Annotated in this window: 13 protein-coding genes and 4 tRNA genes; 12 read left to right on the plus strand and 5 right to left on the minus strand. The window is 66.0% G+C overall.

The window, feature by feature from the left end:
* Window positions 1-91: 91 nt before the first annotated feature.
* The 8 genes from kdsB to LL964_RS01250 all read left to right on the plus strand — a co-directional run bounded on the left by kdsB (window position 92) and on the right by LL964_RS01250 (window position 5,622).
* Window positions 92-856, plus strand: coding sequence for a 3-deoxy-manno-octulosonate cytidylyltransferase (gene kdsB, locus LL964_RS01215; protein ID WP_208621421.1), 765 nt, complete (start codon window positions 92-94; stop codon window positions 854-856).
* On the plus strand, window positions 853-1,317 hold the full coding sequence (locus tag LL964_RS01220; RefSeq protein ID WP_104587065.1) for a low molecular weight protein-tyrosine-phosphatase: 465 nt from the start codon (window positions 853-855) through the stop codon (window positions 1,315-1,317). Before kdsB ends, LL964_RS01220 begins: the two co-directional genes overlap by 4 nt.
* A gap of 23 nt (window positions 1,318-1,340) precedes the next feature.
* Window positions 1,341-2,759 (plus strand): hypothetical protein, encoded by a 1,419-nt coding sequence (locus tag LL964_RS01225; protein WP_167395296.1) that lies wholly within the window; start codon window positions 1,341-1,343, stop codon window positions 2,757-2,759.
* Window positions 2,756-4,612, plus strand: coding sequence for an excinuclease ABC subunit UvrC (uvrC, locus tag LL964_RS01230; RefSeq protein WP_104587067.1), 1,857 nt, complete (start codon window positions 2,756-2,758; stop codon window positions 4,610-4,612). The genes LL964_RS01225 and uvrC overlap by 4 nt, the downstream gene beginning before the upstream one ends.
* Window positions 4,612-5,244 carry a CDP-diacylglycerol--glycerol-3-phosphate 3-phosphatidyltransferase gene (gene pgsA, locus LL964_RS01235; protein WP_104587068.1) on the plus strand — a complete coding sequence of 211 codons (633 nt, stop codon included), beginning with the start codon at window positions 4,612-4,614 and terminating at the stop codon, window positions 5,242-5,244. Before uvrC ends, pgsA begins: the two co-directional genes overlap by 1 nt.
* 36 nt (window positions 5,245-5,280) lie before the next feature.
* Window positions 5,281-5,356 (plus strand) — tRNA-Gly (locus tag LL964_RS01240).
* Window positions 5,357-5,392: 36 nt separating this feature from the next.
* Window positions 5,393-5,466 (plus strand) — tRNA-Cys (locus LL964_RS01245).
* Between the two features lie 80 nt (window positions 5,467-5,546).
* Window positions 5,547-5,622 (plus strand) — tRNA-Gly (locus tag LL964_RS01250).
* Window positions 5,623-6,190: 568 nt separating this feature from the next.
* On the opposite strand, the gene LL964_RS01255 is transcribed toward LL964_RS01250, so the two are convergent.
* Window positions 6,191-6,274 (minus strand) — tRNA-Leu (locus LL964_RS01255).
* A gap of 141 nt (window positions 6,275-6,415) precedes the next feature.
* Between LL964_RS01255 and LL964_RS01260 the strand changes: the two genes are divergently transcribed.
* The gene (locus tag LL964_RS01260; protein ID WP_104587069.1) at window positions 6,416-7,708 is read left to right on the plus strand and encodes a nucleotide sugar dehydrogenase; all 1,293 of its coding nucleotides are present in this window, start codon (window positions 6,416-6,418) and stop codon (window positions 7,706-7,708) included.
* Here LL964_RS01260 and LL964_RS01265 read toward each other — a convergent pair.
* Both LL964_RS01265 and LL964_RS01270 read right to left on the minus strand, forming a co-directional pair.
* A complete protein-coding gene (locus LL964_RS01265) occupies window positions 7,692-8,954 on the minus strand; it encodes a TIGR03862 family flavoprotein (RefSeq protein ID WP_104587070.1) in 1,263 nt (420 codons plus the stop codon). The two genes, LL964_RS01260 and LL964_RS01265, sit on opposite strands and share 17 nt — an antisense overlap.
* Before the next feature lie 11 nt (window positions 8,955-8,965).
* A complete protein-coding gene (locus LL964_RS01270) occupies window positions 8,966-9,397 on the minus strand; it encodes an FKBP-type peptidyl-prolyl cis-trans isomerase (protein WP_167395297.1) in 432 nt (143 codons plus the stop codon).
* A 59-nt stretch (window positions 9,398-9,456) separates the two neighbouring features.
* On the opposite strand from LL964_RS01270, the gene LL964_RS01275 reads away from it, so the two are divergent.
* The 3 genes from LL964_RS01275 (at window position 9,457) to LL964_RS01285 (ending at window position 11,607) form a co-directional block, all read left to right on the plus strand.
* Entirely contained in the window at window positions 9,457-9,822 is a 366-nt protein-coding gene (locus LL964_RS01275) for a DUF6164 family protein (protein WP_104587071.1), read from the plus strand.
* A gap of 166 nt (window positions 9,823-9,988) precedes the next feature.
* Entirely contained in the window at window positions 9,989-10,750 is a 762-nt protein-coding gene (locus LL964_RS01280; protein ID WP_104587072.1) for a sulfurtransferase, read from the plus strand.
* Window positions 10,751-10,959: 209 nt separating this feature from the next.
* The gene (locus tag LL964_RS01285; protein ID WP_003489223.1) at window positions 10,960-11,607 is read left to right on the plus strand and encodes a response regulator; all 648 of its coding nucleotides are present in this window, start codon (window positions 10,960-10,962) and stop codon (window positions 11,605-11,607) included.
* A 110-nt stretch (window positions 11,608-11,717) separates the two neighbouring features.
* Here the strand turns inward: LL964_RS01285 and LL964_RS01290 are convergent, their stop codons facing one another.
* Both LL964_RS01290 and LL964_RS01295 read right to left on the minus strand, forming a co-directional pair.
* Window positions 11,718-13,283 (minus strand): DUF1963 domain-containing protein, encoded by a 1,566-nt coding sequence (locus LL964_RS01290; protein WP_167395298.1) that lies wholly within the window; start codon window positions 13,281-13,283, stop codon window positions 11,718-11,720.
* Between the two features lie 409 nt (window positions 13,284-13,692).
* Window positions 13,693-17,370 (minus strand): ribonuclease E/G, encoded by a 3,678-nt coding sequence (locus LL964_RS01295; RefSeq protein WP_104587074.1) that lies wholly within the window; start codon window positions 17,368-17,370, stop codon window positions 13,693-13,695.
* Window positions 17,371-17,777: the final 407 nt, after the last annotated feature.

A 17,777-nucleotide genomic window follows, 5' to 3' on the forward strand; every position in this document is an offset into this window, starting at 1 on the left:
GCAGCTACGAATAAGAATTATTCTCAAAAAGGCGGACAAAATGCAAACAGGCGCATCCGTGGATCCGGCATCGCTCCAACCATCGGCCGACATGCCCCCCTTCGTGGTCGCCGTGCCAGCGCGTTACGCTTCCACCCGTTTGCCGGGTAAACCCCTGTGCATGATCGACGGCAAGCCGATGATCCGGCATGTGGCCGAACGTGCCCTGGCTGCCGGTGCCAGCCAGGTCTGGGTGGCCACCGACGACTCCCGGGTCGCCGACGCCATTCAGGGGCTGGCCGACGTCCGCGTGGCAATGACCGGCGCCGCGCATGTCTCCGGGACCGATCGCCTCGCCGAATGCGCGCGCATTGCCGGCTGGGCTGCCGACACCTGTGTCGTGAACCTGCAGGGCGACGAGCCGTTCGCGCCGGCCGCAGGCATTCGCGCCGTGGCCGAGCTGTTGCTGCGTTCCGGCGCCGACATGGCCACACTGGCCGCCGCCGTGGAAAGCGCGCACGACCTGTTCGATCCCAATGTGGTGAAGCTGGTTCGCACGGCAGGCGGCGATGCCCTGTATTTCAGCCGGGCGCCGATTCCCTGGCATCGCGACAGCTTCGCCAGCCAGCGCGACCAGCTGCCGGAGGAAGGCCAGTGGCTGCGGCATATCGGCATCTACGCATATCGCGCCGGCTTCCTGCAGCAGTTTGCCGCCATGTCGCCAGGCGTGCTGGAGCGCATCGAATCGCTGGAACAATTGCGTGCGATGGAAGCGGGGCATCGCATCGCCGTGGCACTGACGCCGGAGCAGTTTCCGCCGGGCATCGACACTGCCGACGATCTGGCGCGCGCCCAGGCACGCACGGCGTCGGCATGAAGCTGCTGATCGTCTGTCTGGGCAATATCTGCCGCTCGCCGATGGGCGAGGGCGCCTTGCGCGCCCGACTGGAGGAGGCGCGGTTGACGCGTCGTGTCGAAGTCGATTCGGCCGGCACCGGCGATTGGCATGCCGGCGAACCACCGGACCCGCGCGCCATTCGCTGCGCACGCGGGCACTGCGTCGATATCTCCGGTTTGCGTGTCCGTCAGGTGCTGCGCGAAGACTTCGACCATTACGACTGGCTGCTGTGCGCAGACGCAAGCAACCTGCGCGATCTGCAGCGGCTGGCACCTGCCACGCTGCGCGACAAGGTCGCGCTCTGGCTACCGTGGGCAGGCGTGGAGGCGGGTGAACACATCCCCGACCCGTACACCGGCGGTGCCGCGGATTTCGAGGATGTCTGGCAACTGGTCGATACCGCCGCGCGCCAGACCGTGGCCACACTCACCCGTGGCTGATCGCGCTTGGGCATAATCCCTTCATGACTGCCCAGCTCACCCAGGAACTGCCGGAATTTCCCACCTGGCTCAACGCCAGGCCCTCCACCTTGCAGGAGCATCGCGGGCGTGCCCTGGTGCTGGCGTTCGTCAATGCCAGCTCGGTGTGGTGTGCCGAGCGCCTGGCCGAACTGGCGCAGTGGCAGGCCCGCAGCCCCGGGCGGCTGCAGGTGATCGTGGTGCAGGTGCCGCGTTTCGATAGCGAACGCCTGCCGCAGCGCTCGCTCAAACAGTTGCGCGGACATGGCGTCAGCGCGCCGATCCTGCTCGACCGCGACTGGGAGACCTGGCGCCGTTTCGGTATCGATTCCTGGCCCACCCTGGTGCTGCTGGATGCGCATGGCCGCGAACGCCAGCGCCTGGTAGGCGTCACCAGCGACCTGGACCGGGCGCTGGCCACCTTGTGCGAAGGCCAGCAACAACCCTCCGATGCCGACCTGCAGGGTGTGCCCGAGCGCGAACCCGAACCGCGTCTGCCGCTGCGTTTCCCGACCGGGCTGGCGGCCACCGAGGATCGCCTGTACGTGGCAGACACCGGCCACCACCGTGTGCTCGAATGCACCCACGGCGGGCGGGTGCTGCGGCAGTTCGGCCATGGCAATGCCGATCTGATCGATGGCGGCATCGGCGAAGCCGCATTCCGGCGTCCGCAAGGCCTGGCGCTGGAGCGCGACCAGCTGTACGTCGCCGATACCGGCAACCATGCGTTACGCCGCATCAACCTGCGCAGCGGCCAGGTGGATACCCTGTGCGGCACCGGTCGTCCGGGCGAGCCGTCGGAAGGACCGGTCGCGTTCGCTGGCGCCTCCCCGCTGAACTATCCGCAAGGGCTGGCCATCGCCGACAACCAGGTGTTGATCGCCATGGCCGGCGATAACCGCATCTGGAGCTATGACCTGGGGCGCGCCGCATTGCGTGCGCGTGCCGGCACCGGCGCACTTGAAATGCGCGATGGTAGCGGCCATCTGGCTGCTTTCGCGCAGCCGGCAGGATTGGCGGCGGTGCAGCAGGTCGCCTACGTTTGCGATGGCCTGGGCTCGTCGATCCGCACCATGCAGCTACGGGGCGATCTGGTACAGACCCTGGTCGGCGGGCAGGGCCTGTGGCAGTTCGGCGAGCAGGACGGGCCGCGCGGCACGGCGCAGTTGCAATTCCCGCAGGCCATCGCACTGGCAGCCGATTCGCCGCTGCTGTGGATCGCCGATACCGGCAACGGGCGCTTGCGTTGCCTGCGCTTGGGGGGCGGCGAGTTGACCACGGTCCAGTTGCCGCGCCGCCTGCATGGTCCGGCCGGATTGGCGGTCACGGCTGGCGCGGTGTGGATTTCCGAAACCGATGCGCATGCTGTCCTGCGTTACGACCTGGCGAGCGGCGCGCTGAGTGATGTTGCGATAGACGAATGAGCGCAAGGCCCAAAGCCGATTTCGATGGAAAGGCGTTTGCCGCACAGCTGAGTACCGCGCCGGGCGTCTACCGCATGTACGCGGCAGACGACACGCTGCTGTACGTGGGCAAGGCCGGTGCCTTGCGTAAGCGGGTAGGTAGCTATTTCAACGGGACGCCGAAGAACGCGCGACTGACCTCCATGTTGTCGCAGGTCGCGCGCATGGACGTCACCGTGACCCGCAGCGAAGCCGAGGCATTGCTGCTGGAAAACCAGCTGATCAAGTCGCTGTCGCCACGCTACAACGTGTCCCTTCGCGACGACAAGAGTTACCCGTACGTGTTGCTGACGCGCGAAGACTGGCCGCGGATCGCGTTGCATCGTGGTCCCCGCGCGGTGCCGGGGCGCTACTTCGGCCCGTATACAGGTGTGACCGGGGTACGTGAGACGTTGAGCCTGATGCACAAGCTGTTCAAGTTGCGCAGCTGCGAGGACAGCGTGTTTCGCAATCGCTCCCGACCCTGCCTGCAGTACCAGATCGGCCGATGCAGCGGCCCCTGCGTCGGCCTGGTCGCCGCACCGGACTATGCCGAATCGGTGCGTCGCGCCACCATGTTTCTCGAGGGCAAGAGCGACCAGCTCGGCGAAGAGATCATGCATTCGATGCAGCAGGCCAGCGAAGCACTGGAGTTCGAGCGGGCTGCGCGCCTGCGCGATCTGTTGTCGTCGTTGCGCAGCATGCAGAACCGTCAGTATGTGGATGGCCGCGCCGCGGATCTGGACGTGCTGGCCTGCGCCACCCAATCCAGCCAGGCCTGCGTGCTGCTGCTGAGTTTTCGCGACGGTCGCAATCTGGGCACGCGCTCGTTCTTTCCCAAGACCAATGGCGAAGACAGTGCCGACGAGATCCTCGCCGCCTTCGTGTCGCAGTACTACGCCGAACATTCGCCGCCACGCGAGATCCTGCTCGATCGCGAGATTCCCGACGCGGAGCTGATCGAGGCCGCGCTCAGCGCCGCAGCCGAGCACAGGGTGGCGCTGAAATGGAACGTGCGCGGTGAGCGCGCCGGCTATCTGCTGCTGGCGACCCGCAACGCGCAGCTGACCCTGGTGACCGAACTCACCAGTCAGAGTGCGCAGCATGCGCGCAGCGAAGCGCTGCGCGAGATGCTCGGGCTGGCCGAACCGGTCAAGCGCGTGGAGTGCTTCGACATCAGCCATACCATGGGCGAGGCCACCGTGGCCTCGTGCGTGGTGTTCGATGCCAGCGGGCCAGTGCGCGGTCAGTACCGGCGCTTCAATATCTCCGGCATCACGCCCGGCGACGATTACGCTGCGATGCGCCAGGCGATCGAGCGGCGCTTCCGCCGCGCCGTGGAGGAGAACGGCGTGCTGCCGGACGTGCTGTTGATCGACGGTGGTGCCGGTCAGCTGGCGCAGGCGCAGGCTGCGCTGGCCGATCTGGGGGTGGAGAACGTGTTGCTGGTCGGCGTTGCCAAAGGCGAAGAGCGCAGGGCAGGGCACGAGGCGCTGATCATGGCCGATGGCCGCGAACTGCGGCCGGGCGCCGCATCGCCAGCACTGCAATTCATCCAGCAGGTGCGCGACGAGGCGCATCGCTTCGCGATCACCGGCCACCGTGGGCGCAGGCAGAAGGCGCGCATGACCAGCAAGCTCGAGGATATCCCCGGGATCGGGCCGCGGCGTCGGGCCAGCCTGCTCAAGCATTTCGGCGGTCTGGTCGGTCTCAAGGCCGCCGGCGAAGCCGAGATCGCACGGGTGGATGGCGTCAATGCTGCACTCGCCGCGCGAATCTACGCTAACCTGCACGGGCTGGCGCTTCCCGATGTGCCAGGCGAGTCGAGCCCGTAATGAAGTTGACCATCCCCACGTGGCTGACATTGCTGAGGATCGTGATGATCCCGGTGTTGGTCGTGGTGTTCTACCTGCCGTATACCTGGACCAATTTTGCATCCGCTGGCGTGTTCGCGCTTGCGGCCATCACCGACTGGCTGGACGGCTGGGTCGCGCGACGCTATCACCAGTATTCGGCGTTTGGCGCCTTCCTGGATCCGGTCGCCGACAAGCTGATGGTGACGGTGGCGTTGTTTCTGATCGTGCAAGGCCACCCGACGCCGTGGATGGCGTTCTGGGCAGCGGTCATCGTGGGACGCGAGATCGCCGTCTCCGCACTGCGCGAATGGATGGCCGAGATCGGGCAGCGCGCCAAGGTGCGCGTGGCGCTGATCGGCAAGATCAAGACCACCGCGCAGATGGTGGCGTTGCTTTGTCTGTTGTACTCGGTCACACCCGGGCAGATGCCGACACACGAAATCTGGCTGGGCAGCCTGATCTTCCGTGCCGGCTACTGGACGCTGGCCATCGCCGCGCTGCTGACGCTGTGGTCCGGATTCCAGTACCTGCAGGCGGCATGGCCAAGCCTGCGCGCCGACGAGAAGGCGGCGATCAGCAACAAGGCGAAGAAAATCGAAAGCAACAGTTGACAGCTATGCTGTTCGCTGTAGAATTTCGCCTCCCAAGCGGGAATAGCTCAGTTGGTAGAGCGCAACCTTGCCAAGGTTGAGGTCGCGAGTTCGAGTCTCGTTTCCCGCTCCAAGTTTCAGCAGGCAGGATGCCTGGTTTGGATGTTTCGGCCTGGTGGTAGAGTGGTTATGCAGCGGACTGCAAATCCGCGTACGCCGGTTCAATTCCGGCCCAGGCCTCCACATCGCCCCCGCAGTGTTCTCATCGTCAGCGATGACGGGGCTAGCGCGACGAAGTGACAAGCTGTACAATTTCGCTCCACGCGGGAATAGCTCAGTTGGTAGAGCGCAACCTTGCCAAGGTTGAGGTCGCGAGTTCGAGTCTCGTTTCCCGCTCCAAATTCGAACCCTGGATATCAGCCGATATCCAGGGTTTTTTATTTGTACTTTCGTGCCTGGGATGCGTACCGCTACCGGTATTGGTTGGATGCGCTTCGGCAAGCATTTTTGAGCCGTGGCTCGGTCGGCATTTGCCTAGATGGAGTCGCAGGCTTGCATGCGGACGCGTCGCGTCGACGCTGCGCTCCATCATGCTGCGTGCATAAGCACATAGGTCATCCCTCCAAGTACATCGGCCTGCGATCCCGGCTTCAGCGCAGCCAGCACTTGGGAAATGCGGGCTGCCGGCTTCTGCATCGATCGGCCGCAAATGCCGTTGGGTTGGTGCCCGCGCTTATCGGCGTAGCGTCGATGGCCGCAAAGTGGGGCCGGGGGTAGATGACACAACCCGCACGGTGCGTACGACTGCCTTGGTCTGCATGAGCGCGGCGCCAGCAGCCAGAACGCTGTGCGCAAGATAAAGACATCAAATCGCGTCTAACGGTCGCGAGACGCACCTCGGTCTGCAATCAGGCGACGATAGCTCCAGTCATCTGCTTCAGCAGCAGACCTGCGCTTCGATGAGGTGTGCCCGGGGCGGGGGTCGAACCCGCATAGCCTTGCGGCTGAGGGATTTTAAGTCCCTTGCGTCTACCAATTTCGCCACCCGGGCATGGCGATAGCGTGCCTGATTGCGCGTCGATTGTGAATGGTCGTCCGCAGATGTGTCCCGTCGCCGGCACCTAGCCGCGTGCGCTATGCTGCCGCCGCATCCCTGCGCGGCAACCGAACGCGCACGAGTCCAAGGAACTGCATGTCCGGCAATCCCCTTTTTCAAGCGCAGCAGGCCCGAATCGCCGTGATCGGGCTCGGGTATGTCGGCCTGCCGCTCGCGGTGGCCTTTGGCGAACAACGTGACACGCTGGGCTTCGATATCGATGCCCAGCGTGTTGCACAACTACGCGATGGCCATGACGCCACACTGGAACTGGACGATGCCGAGCTGGCGGCCGCAACGCGGTTGCGCTACAGCTCGAACGCTGCGGACCTGGCAGAGTGCGGGATCTTCGTGGTCACCGTGCCGACACCCATCGACAGCTTCGAGCAGCCGGATCTGGAGCCCTTGCGCAGCGCCACCAGCCTGATCGCCGCCGCGCTCAAGCCTGGCGATCTGGTGATCTACGAATCGACGGTGTACCCGGGCACCACCGAGGAAGTGTGCGTGCCGCTGCTCGAAGCGGCGTCCGGATTGCATTTCAACCACGACTTCTTCTGCGGCTACAGCCCGGAACGGGTCAACCCTGGCGATCGCCAGCGTCGCTTGCGCGACATCCGCAAGATCACTTCCGGTTCCACGCCGCAGGCGGCCGATGCGGTCGATGCGCTGTATGCGGCCATCATCACCGCCGGCACCTGGCGTGCGCCGTCGATGCGGGTGGCCGAAGCGGCCAAAGTGGTGGAAAACATCCAGCGCGACGTGAACATCGCGTTGGTCAACGAGCTGGCGCTGATCTTCGACAAGCTGGGGATCGATACGCTCGACGTGTTGGAAGCGGCAGGCACCAAGTGGAATTTCCTGCCGTTTCGCCCTGGCCTGGTCGGTGGGCACTGCATCGGGGTGGACCCGTATTATCTGCTGCACAAGTCCGAGAGCATGGGCTACCACCCGGACCTGATCCACACCGCACGCCAGGTCAACAACCGCGTTGGCCGGCACGTGGCCGAGCGCGTCTGCGGCATGCTTGCCACCCGCGGCGTCGCACTCGCGCAGGCGAGGGTGCTGGTGCTGGGCGCCACCTTCAAGGAGAACTGCCCGGACCTGCGCAACAGTCGGGCACTGGAGCTGGTGCAGCTGTTGCAGGCAGCCGGTATGCGAGTCGATACCTGCGACCCGTGGGCCGATCCTGCGGAGGCGCTGCAGCATGCCGGAGTGCAGTTGTGCGAGGGCCCCGACGAGGGAGCCTATGATGCGGTCGTGCTGGCGGTGGCGCACGCGCAGTATCGTGACTATGACGCCACGCGTATCGCAGCACTGGGCAAGCCGGATGCGGTGGTCTACGACGTCAAGTCGGTGTGGCCGCGTGCGGCCGTCAGCGACCGGCTGTAGCGCCGGCGTGCCGTAGCGCCAGCCAATCGGCCGCGCCGAGTGCGGCGCGGCGGCCGCTGGCAAAGCAGGCGGTCAGCAGGTAGCCGCCGGTCGGTGCTTCCCAATCGAGCATTTCGCCGGCGCAGAACACCCCAGGCCGTGCCAGCGCCATCAACCGCGCGTCCAGCGCTTCCAGGGCCACGCCACCGGCTGAGCTGATCGCTTCGGCAAGCGGGCGCGGCCGCAAGAGACGTAGCGGCAACTGCTTGAGCGTGCGGGCGACCAGGGCCGGATCGTCCCCGGCCTGCTTGCCGAGCAGTTCGTAGATGAGCGCGGCCTTGACGCCCTCGATCCCGACCTGGCGCCGCAGGTGTTCGCTGAAACTGCGCCCCTTGCGCGGCATCGCCAGCTCGCTGCCGATGCGTTCCAGCGAACGCCCGGGTACCAGGTCCAGTACAAGCTCGGCCATGCCGTGCGCATCGATCTGCGCGCGCAGTTCCGCGGCGATGGCGTAGATCAGGCTGCCCTCGATGCCGGTCGCGGTGATCACGCATTCGCCTTGCAGTGCGTGCTGCGTGCCGGTGCTGTCACGCCAATGCGCGACCACCGGTTTGAGCGGCGCGCCTGCATGCCGTTGCGAGAAATGCGCACTCCAGTCGATATCGAATCCGCAATTGGCCGGTACCAGCGGGCGAACGGCGATGCCGTGCTGCTGCAACATCGTCTGCCAGGCACCGTCGGAGCCGAGCTGCGGCCAACTGCCGCCGCCAAGCGCCAGCACCGTGGCATCGGCCTGGCGTTCGGTATCGCCCGCAGGCGTGGCAAATCGCAATGCGCCGTCATCGCTCCATCCAAGCCAGCGGTGCTGCACATGAAAGGCGACACCTTGTTCCTTGAGTCGGCGGACCCAGCCGCGCAACAGCGGCGCGGCCTTGCGATCCAAGGGGAACACCCGCCCGGAACTGCCAACATAGGTGTCCACACCCAGCTCGCGCGCCCATGCACGCAGCGCGTCGGCGTCGAAATCCTGCAACCAGGCCGCTGCTGCGGGCGCGCGCTCCCGATAGCGCTGTGCAAACAGCGGCATCGGGTCGGAGTGGGTGAGATTCAGCCCGCCCTTGCCGGCGATCAGGAATTTACGTCCCACCGAGCCCTTGGCTTCGTAGAGATCCACCGCTATCCCTGCGGCGCACGCGGTTTCTGCAGCCATCAGGCCTGCCGGGCCGCCGCCAATCACCGCAAGCCGCGGTCTGCTCGCATCCGTCATCGCTCGATCACTCAGCGCGGCTGCACGCCGAGCAGTTCCACATCGAACACCAGCGATGCGCCAGGCGGTATCACGCCGCCCGCGCCGTTGTTGCCGTAACCGTACTCCGGCGGAACCATCAAGGTGCGCTTGCCGCCCACCCGCATCCCGGCGACCCCCTCGTCCCAGCCGCGGATGACCTGGCGGCCACCAAGCACGAACTGGAACGGCTCGGCGCGATCGAGCGAACTGTCGAATTTCTTGCCGTGCCTGTCGGCGGCTTTTTCGTCGTAGAGCCAGCCGGTGTAGTGCACCGTCACCAGCGCACCAGGCGTGGCTTCCGCGCCGGTGCCCACGGTGCGGTCGATCTGATCGAAACGGGCGATGGTTCCGCCGGAAGGCGGCAGGGCGGGCGCACAGCCAGCGAGCAGCAGGGCGGCACAGAGCGTGAGCACTAGGCGCATGAGAGTGTCCGTGAAGGAAGACGCGCATTATCGCATCTGGCTCCCGTTATCATCCTCCCATGGCCAAGCTGCTGCTCAACCTGCGCAACGTTCCCGACGACGAGGCCGACGAGGTGCGGGCGCTGCTGCGCGAACACCTTGTCCAGGTCTACGAAACGCGCCCCAGCAATTGGGGCATTTCCGCAGGTGGCATCTGGCTCAGCAACGACGCCGATTATGCACGGGCCAAGGTCGTACTCGAGGCCTACCAGGCCCAGCGCGGCGCGATCGCGCGTGCACAGCGCCAGGAAGCCATCGCCGCCGGCACCGCGGAGACCTTCGGGGCGTTGCTGCGCAGGCGGCCGGTATTCGTGATCGCCACATTGCTGGGCATGCTGACCGTCGCATCCCTGGTGCTGCTGCCGTTCCTGTTGCTGCGCGGCTGACTGCTGCCGGGCAGCGTCCGTCAGCGCGGGAGTCGATCACTGAGTAGCGCACTTGGGTGCGCAATGGCCTGCAGCAACGTTCTACCTTGGTCACGATCAGGTCTGCCTGGAGCGACGAACCTGGCAAGCGCTCGCTACCCGGGGGCAGGCGCTTTAAAATGGCCGCATGATTACCAATACCGCGGCCTACCAATTCGTCCCCATTCACGGCCCGCAGCAACTGGCCGACAGCGTGCTGGCGCAGGCACGGCAGCAGGAGTTGAAAGGGTCGGTGCTGGTGGCGGAGGAGGGTATCAACCTGTTTCTGGCTGGCCACGCCGACCAGGTCCAGGCGTTCTATGGGTGGCTGCAGGCCGACCCGCGCTTTGCACAGATGCGCATCAAGTACAGCCAGAGCGCGCAGCAGCCGTTTTTACGGCTCAAGGTCAAGGTGAAACCTGAGATCATCAGCTTCCGCCGCGACAGTGCCTCGCCGCTGCAGGGCCGTGCGCCCGCGGTCACGCCTGCGGTGCTGCGGCAGTGGTTGCGCAATGGGCAGGACGACCAGGGGCGCCCGCTGGTGCTGCTGGACACGCGCAATGCGCAGGAAGTGGCCTATGGCACGTTTCGTGGCGCCTTGACCTTGCCGATCGACAAGTTCACCGACCTGCCTGCCGCACTGGAGTCGCACCGCGCGGCACTGACCGACGCCACGGTAGTGAGCTTCTGCACTGGCGGCATCCGCTGTGAAAAGGCGGCCGTCTGGATGCAGGCCGATGGCATGGACAATGTGCTGCAGCTGGAGGGCGGGATTCTGGGCTACTTCGAAGAAGTCGGTGGCGAGGGCTACGACGGCCGTTGCTTCGTGTTCGACGAGCGTGTCGCGCTCGATCCCGAGTTACGCCCGTTGGTGGACGGTGCGCGGACCACCGAACCAGTGAAAATCTGACCAGGCGCGACTGCGTTGCCCGATATGGCCTGCAATACGTGCGCGTGCATCCTGCGAACACACGGCCACGATGCAGGCAAACACGTGTTGCCGCCCGCAGAACGCGCGTCTACCGCTCTAACTCTTGCGTAATACGTCGCATCAAGCTTGCCCTGAATTATTCACGGAGCTAGGCTGCATCAGCCAGCCGCACAGCGAGGACAACAAGGATGACCATCAGAGTTTTTCTGATCGACGATCATGCACTCGTGCGCACCGGCATGAAGATGATCCTGTCCAAGGAAGTGGACGTCGATGTGGTAGGCGAGGCGGAAAGCGGCGAAGCGGCATTGCCGCAGATCCGCCAGCTCAAGCCCGATATCGTGTTGTGCGATCTGCATCTGCCCGGCGTGAGCGGTCTGGAAATCACCGAGCGCATCGTCAAGGGCGACTACGGCACGCGCGTCATCATCGTGTCGGTACTGGAAGATGGCCCGCTGCCCAAGCGTCTGCTCGAAGCAGGTGCCTCAGGCTATGTGGGCAAGGGCGGCGACGCGCACGAACTGCTGCGTGCCGTGCGTGAGGTGGCATTGGGGCGGCGCTACCTGGGCAATACGATCGCGCAGAATCTGGCGCTGTCCAATCTGGAGGGTGGCGGCTCGCCATTCGACGCATTGTCGCCACGCGAGCTCGAGGTTGCCTTGCTATTGACCCAGGGCCTGCGCCAGGAAGACATCGCCAAGCGGTTGAACCTCAGCGCCAAGACCATCAATACGCACAAGGCGCGGCTGTTCGAGAAGGTCGGCATCCAGGACAATATCGCGCTGGCGCGGCTTGCCAATCAGTATGGCCTGACCGACCCCTCCAGGGTCCTGTAAGTCGACGCCTTGCGTCGCTGCCTGCAGGCAGCCCGCCGCGACAGCAGTGAAACACGCGACGAGATGGCCATTGTCTGCAGCCTCAGTGCGCTCGCCGGCCATCAGTGGCATCAACTGGATTCCACCAAGGCATAGACACGCGAAAAGTCCCCTCTCGCGGCGTCCTGACGGTGAGCCAGGAAGAGGTAATCGCCATGGTCGGAAAAGTTGAAGTCCGCACCGCCGCCAGAGGCCAGCTTGAGCAGGACAAACCAGCCGTCGGGTGCCGCGATGTCCGTCCAGCCTTGCCTGGCCGCATGGTCGGCGGCCAGCGTCTGGATGCTGTGCCAGTCGCGGATGCCGCATACCCCGAACATCTGATGCTGTGGACCATCGCCGATCTTGAAGCTTTCCGCCAGCGTCAGCGCGAAATCGAATAGCTCATCGCTGCCCACGGCCGCGTCGATGTCCGGATTGCCGCTGCCGGCAAGATGCAGGGGGTCACTGAGCGATCGTTCCAGCCGCAAGGCTCGTGCCGATCGACTGATCTCATACTCGGAGGCGAATACCATCACGGTCTGGCCGTCGCGCTGGAATTGCAGGCGTCCGTGTTCGTCGGTTTCGACCGACATCCGCTCGACACTGGCGCCGTTGGCAACGAAGCGCTGTCGCTCACCATCCCAGACCACCATGCACGTCGCCGCTTCGGTGATGTCGATCGCATCGTCGGGTAGCGCATGGGCCACCAGTGCGGTTCCGGGCGGGGTGAACACGACACGCCAATCGGAGTAATCCGATCCGGTAAAAAATGCCAGCAGTCCCGCCTCCGGAAGGACTTCTGCGCGCTCCGGCACGTCGGACAACTCGATCTGTGCCAGAAAGTTCAAATAAAGGCCGCTGGCATCGCGGGGCCAGTCCTGTCCCTGGGCAAGATCAGGCCCACCGCCGATTCGGCTGATGCCGACCACGTCCGTCTCCGCAACGTCGCGTTCGGTGAGGGACACCGAGGGCACGACGATCTGGCGCAGGATCTCACGCTTGCCATCCAGGCCATGCATGGCGATGGCTGCGTCGAAGCGTGTCTGAACATCGGCGACGGATGTGTGGGGGGACGTGGCATCGATGGTGCGCGCCAATGCCTGTTCGCGGGTCGATTGCGCCTCAGCGGCTCGGTCCATCGCATCTCTGATCTCAGACAGCACCGCCGCCTGCTCGGCATCGCTGGCGGTTCGCTCCTGGTTGGCCGCATCGCCCTGCAGCTTCACCTGGAGGGAGCCGAGCACACGCATGAAGTCTGCTTCGATTGCTGCAAGATCGGCCTCGCTCGTCATCGCGGTAGCGTGATACCAGGTGCTGCCATCGGGCGCGACCAGCACGACCCGCAGGCGATACCAATCGCGTCCTTCCTGCGTTTCCCAATCCTCGAGGCGCCCCTTGAGTTTGATCATCTCGCCTTTCATTCCGGCGAAGGTGACCGGCTTGCGTTCGATGACCGGGTCGTCGTCGCGCGTCAATCTGGTCAGCCAGGCCCGCAGCGATGCCTTGCGCTCAGCAGCGGCCGTCCACACGCTGATCTGCGGTGAGAACGTGCCCTGCTGCGCATGGCGCAGGCTGATCGAGCCACCCGACACGCGTGTGCCGTCGAAGATCGGATCGGCTTCGATGGAAAACTCGGCTGTCTCAACGCGTTGCATCATCGCTGTTCTCCGGTTGGAACGCGCCCGCGTGTCGAAGGCCGGGCGCATGCTGCGCCGAATGATAGCGGTGTCCGCCAAACGTCGATGTGTCGCCTTGGCACTGCGCGTGATCACGCACGCCAGCTGCAATGCCCCTGTTGCGACGTTGGCCGGCGCGCGTCGGCAAGTTCTGGTGGTTACAGCAGGTGTTCGGACGGAAGGGATTCTCTCGACCGCCCGCACGATGCGCCCGGGTCCAGCGTTCTGATGAGAACTGTGGCGACCAGGTGCCTGGCGGGAGCTCAGCCAGCGTGGTCGCAGTGCACTCGTCCGCATGGGTCACATAAAAACACAGCGGCCCGAAGGCCGCTGTGTCTGATGCTGACCTGGCCTGCGACGTCACAGGCCAGCCGGATCGATTGCGTGAGGATCAGTGATCGCCACGCGGCTTGTTGCTGTCGTCATCCTGCGTCTTGTCGGCGTCCGGCGCTGGGGCACCAGGCTTCACCGCTTCGGACACCACCACCGTCGGCTTGGGCTTGTCAGCCGCCGACGCCTGCACTGCCGGGGTATCGCTGGCGGAGGAGGCAGGTGTTGCAGCATCGCTCGGGCTCAACGCATCGAGCAGGGTGGTCTGCACCGGTGCGTAGGGCTTGCGCGCCGGGGCGGCGTCTGCCGGGGAGCCGGCCTGTGCGACCGTCGAGGTGGAGGTGAGGGCCACCTCGGCCGACGGTGCCTGTGGAGCAGACGGCTGGGCGTGCGGCGCATTCACCGTGACCACTGCAGCCTGCGCGGCGGGCGTCGCTGCCGCAGGTGCCAGATCGGCAGCAGGCGTCGTGGCGACAGCGTGCGTCGGCGTCGATTGCGCCGCAGGCGTTGCCTCGCTCGCCGAAGCGGTGCGCTCCTGCGTGACGGCCCCGGATGCGGTGGCGTAGTCGGCTGCAGGCGCAGCGGCACTCGCCGAGGATTGCTGCCGGGTGCTTGCAACAGCGTCGGCTGGTGCCGGCGTTGCGGCAGTCGGCGCCGACGTTGCTGAAGCGGTCGCCACTGGTGCCGCTGCTGCGGTGCCGGAGGTCACTGCAGGTGCCGCAGCGGATACCGGGTTGGCAGGCGCAGTCACAGGTGCCGGTGCGGCAACCGGTGCGGGCGCAGCAGAGGCCTGCGGGGCGACTGGAGCCGGGCGCTGTTCCACGGCCTGCGTTGCAAGGTCTGCCTTGACAGCCGCCGGCGGCGTTGCAGCAGGCGCAGGCTTGGCCGTTGCATCCGTTGCATCCGTTGCATCCGTGGCACCGGCCGCAGCAGCAGGACGCTCGCGCTCGACCTCAGCTGCGGCAACCGGTGCCACCGCTGGCGGCTGCGGGGCCGGCGCGGCATCGGATACCGGCGCGGTGGTCGAAGCCGGATTGCTGCCGGCTTGCGGCTCTGCACGTTCCTTGGGCACCGGGCGCGGCTTGGCCGCTGCCTGAGCGGCAGGCTCGGGCTTGCGCACGGCAGGTGTCGGTGCATCGTCATCGAAGTCGAACTCCGGCTGGCCGGCGCGCGGCGCGGCCGAGGCATGGGCCTGGGTGCCGGCATCGTCCGCTTCGCTGTCGCCATCGAGCTCGTTGTCGGTATCGCCGTCCAGGTCCTCTGCTTCCAGACCATCGACGCCGCTGCCGCCTTCACCATTGGCACCGGCGCCGCGACGACGGCGACGTCCACCGCGGCGGCCGCGACGACGACGGCTTCCGCCTTCGCCGTTGGCCGCATCGTCTCCGGCGGCGTCCTGGGCTGGGGCAGCCGCGTTCGCGTCGGTGCCGCGGTCGGTGGTGGACTCGCTCGCCACCACCTCGACCGGATGCGCCGGGGGCGCCGCATTGGCATTGCCCTGCGGGTTGATCGGTGCAGCGGCCTCGGTGATGGCAGCCGCCACGCCCGATGTCGTTGCCGGTGCGGCAGTCGAGGTGGCGGTCTGCGCAGTCGCCGTGCCTTCGTCCTGGCGTGCCGGACGCGGCGAACGTTCGGACGACGCACCCTCCTGCTGGGCAGGCGCACGCGGTGGGCGCGGAGCCGGGTTCTGCGACTTGGGCTTGGGCTGCTGCTGTGGCTGCTGCTTCGGCGCCTGCGCGTCGTTGCGCGGCGGCTTGGGCGCCTGCACCGGCTGCTGTGCCTGGGCGCCGCTCTGCGCGCCCTGGCCGCTGGCCGGCTGGCGGCGCTCGTCGCGACGCTCCTTATTGGCGCCATTGCCGTTGCCGTTGCCGCCATTGCCGCGGTTCTGGCCGCCGTTACGGGCATCACGGCCGTCGCGGCGCTGACCGCCACGCTCACCGCGCTCATTGCGGTGCGTGCGGCCGGCATCGTTCTGGCGCGGGCGTGGGGTCGACTCGGGCGCAGGAGCGACCGGCTCGACGCCGCCGAAGATGCGCTTCAGCCAACCGACCACGCCGGTGACCGGGGCCGGAACCGGCACGGCCACCACCGGTGCCGGCGCTGCAACCGGTGCAACCGGGGCGGGTGCTTCCTCGCGCACTGGCGCGGGCTGGCTAGGCTTGATCGAGGTCACCGCCGGGGCGGCGGGGATGTTCAATTGCGCCTTGGTCAGGGCATGCACCGGCAGCTTGCGCGGGGTGCCGCGCTGGTAGCTCGGCCTGCCGCTGTCTTCGCCCAGTTCGTTCTCGCGCAGGCGCGTGACTTCGTAGTGCGGAGTGTGCAACTGCTCGTCGGCCACGATGATGATCGGCGACTCATGACGCTGCTCGATCTCGCGCAGCGCGCCGCGCTTTTCGTTGAGCAGGTAATTGGCAATCTCCACCGGGGCCTGCACCAGCACCTGCCCGGTGTTCTCCTTCATCGCATGCTCTTCGGCAACGCGGATGATCGACAGCGACAGCGATTCGACGCTGCGCATGCGGCCATGGCCGTCGCAGCGCGGGCACACGATCTGGCTGGATTCGCCCAGGCTCGGCCGCAGGCGCTGGCGGCTCATTTCCATCAGGCCGAAGCGCGAGATGCGGCCCAGCTGCACGCGTGCACGGTCGTACCTGAGCGCGTTCTGCAGCTTGTTCTCGACCTCGCGCTGGTGCTTGGACGAGGACATGTCGATGAAGTCGATCACCACCAGGCCGCCCAGGTCGCGCAGGCGCAGCTGGCGCGCGACTTCCTCGGCCGCTTCCAGGTTGGTCTGGAACGCGGTTTCCTCGATGTCGCTGCCCTTGGTGGCGCGCGAGGAGTTCACGTCGATGGCGGTCAGGGCTTCGGTCTGGTCGACCACGATCGAGCCGCCCGACGGCAGGCGCACGTTGCGCTCGTAGGCGCCTTCGATCTGCGATTCGATCTGGAAGCGGTTGAACAGCGGGATGTCGTCGGTGTAGTGCTTGAGCTTGCGCAGGCTCTGCGGCATCACCTGCTTCATGAATTCCTGGGCGTCTGCAAACAGCTCCGGCGTATCGACCAGGATCTCGCCGACGTCGGCACGCAGGTAGTCGCGCAGGGCGCGGATGATCAGCCGCGACTCCTGGTAGATCAGGAACGCAGCCGGCTTGCTCAGCGCCGCTTCGGCGATCGCCTTCCAGGTCTGCAGCAGGTAATCCAGATCCCACTGCAGTTCTTCGGCGTCACGGCCCACACCGGCGGTGCGGATGATCACGCCCATGTCGTCGGGAATATCGAGCTTGTCCAGCGCTTCCTTCAGCGCGGCGCGGTCTTCGCCTTCGATCCGGCGCGAGACGCCACCGGCGCTCGGCGAATTGGGCATCAGCACCATGTAGCGACCGGCCAAGGAAATGAACGTGGTCAGGGCGGCGCCCTTGTTGCCGCGCTCTTCCTTGTCGACCTGCACCACGATTTCCTGGCCTTCGCGCAGCAGCTCGCGGATGGTCGACTTGTTGTGGTCGACGCCGGCCTGGAAGTAATCGCGGGAGATCTCCTTCAGCGGCAGGAAGCCATGGCGCTCGGCGCCATAGTCCACGAACGCCGCTTCCAGCGAGGGCTCGAGCCGGGTGATGCGGCCCTTGTAGATGTTGGACTTCTTCTGTTCCTTGGACGGCTGTTCGATGTCGATGTCGTACAGGGTCTGGCCGTCCACAATCGCCACGCGCAGCTCTTCGGCCTGCGTTGCGTTGATCAGCATTCGCTTCATTGTTGCGTTCCTCGCGCGCTCTACCGCGCGGAACGCCGTGACGTTTCGCCTCTGGAACAGGTCGCCGACCTTTCGCGCAACGCGCGGACAGGCCTGGCTAGGGTTTCCAGCGCTGCAACACCACGGCAGGCCGCGGGAGCGCTTGTCTTTAAAGTTTTTAGGTGTTTCAGGGCCGGCAGCTGCGTCCGGACAATGCCGGGGCCGCGCACGGGACATGTTCAACGCAACGGCCCCAGGGCCGCTGGCGATGGCCGGGCAGGCCGGTGAGCCGCTAACATGGCCGCCCCGGGGGCGGTGGTCGCGCACTGTGCCGGGATCATCGGAAGTCAGGCTTCTGGCCAATCAACTTCCAACGAAATCAAACCCTTATCTCGCCCGCCGAGTGTAACAGAATAAAT

Source organism: Xanthomonas melonis (genome assembly GCF_020783655.1).
Classification (GTDB): Bacteria; Pseudomonadota; Gammaproteobacteria; order Xanthomonadales; family Xanthomonadaceae; genus Xanthomonas; species Xanthomonas melonis.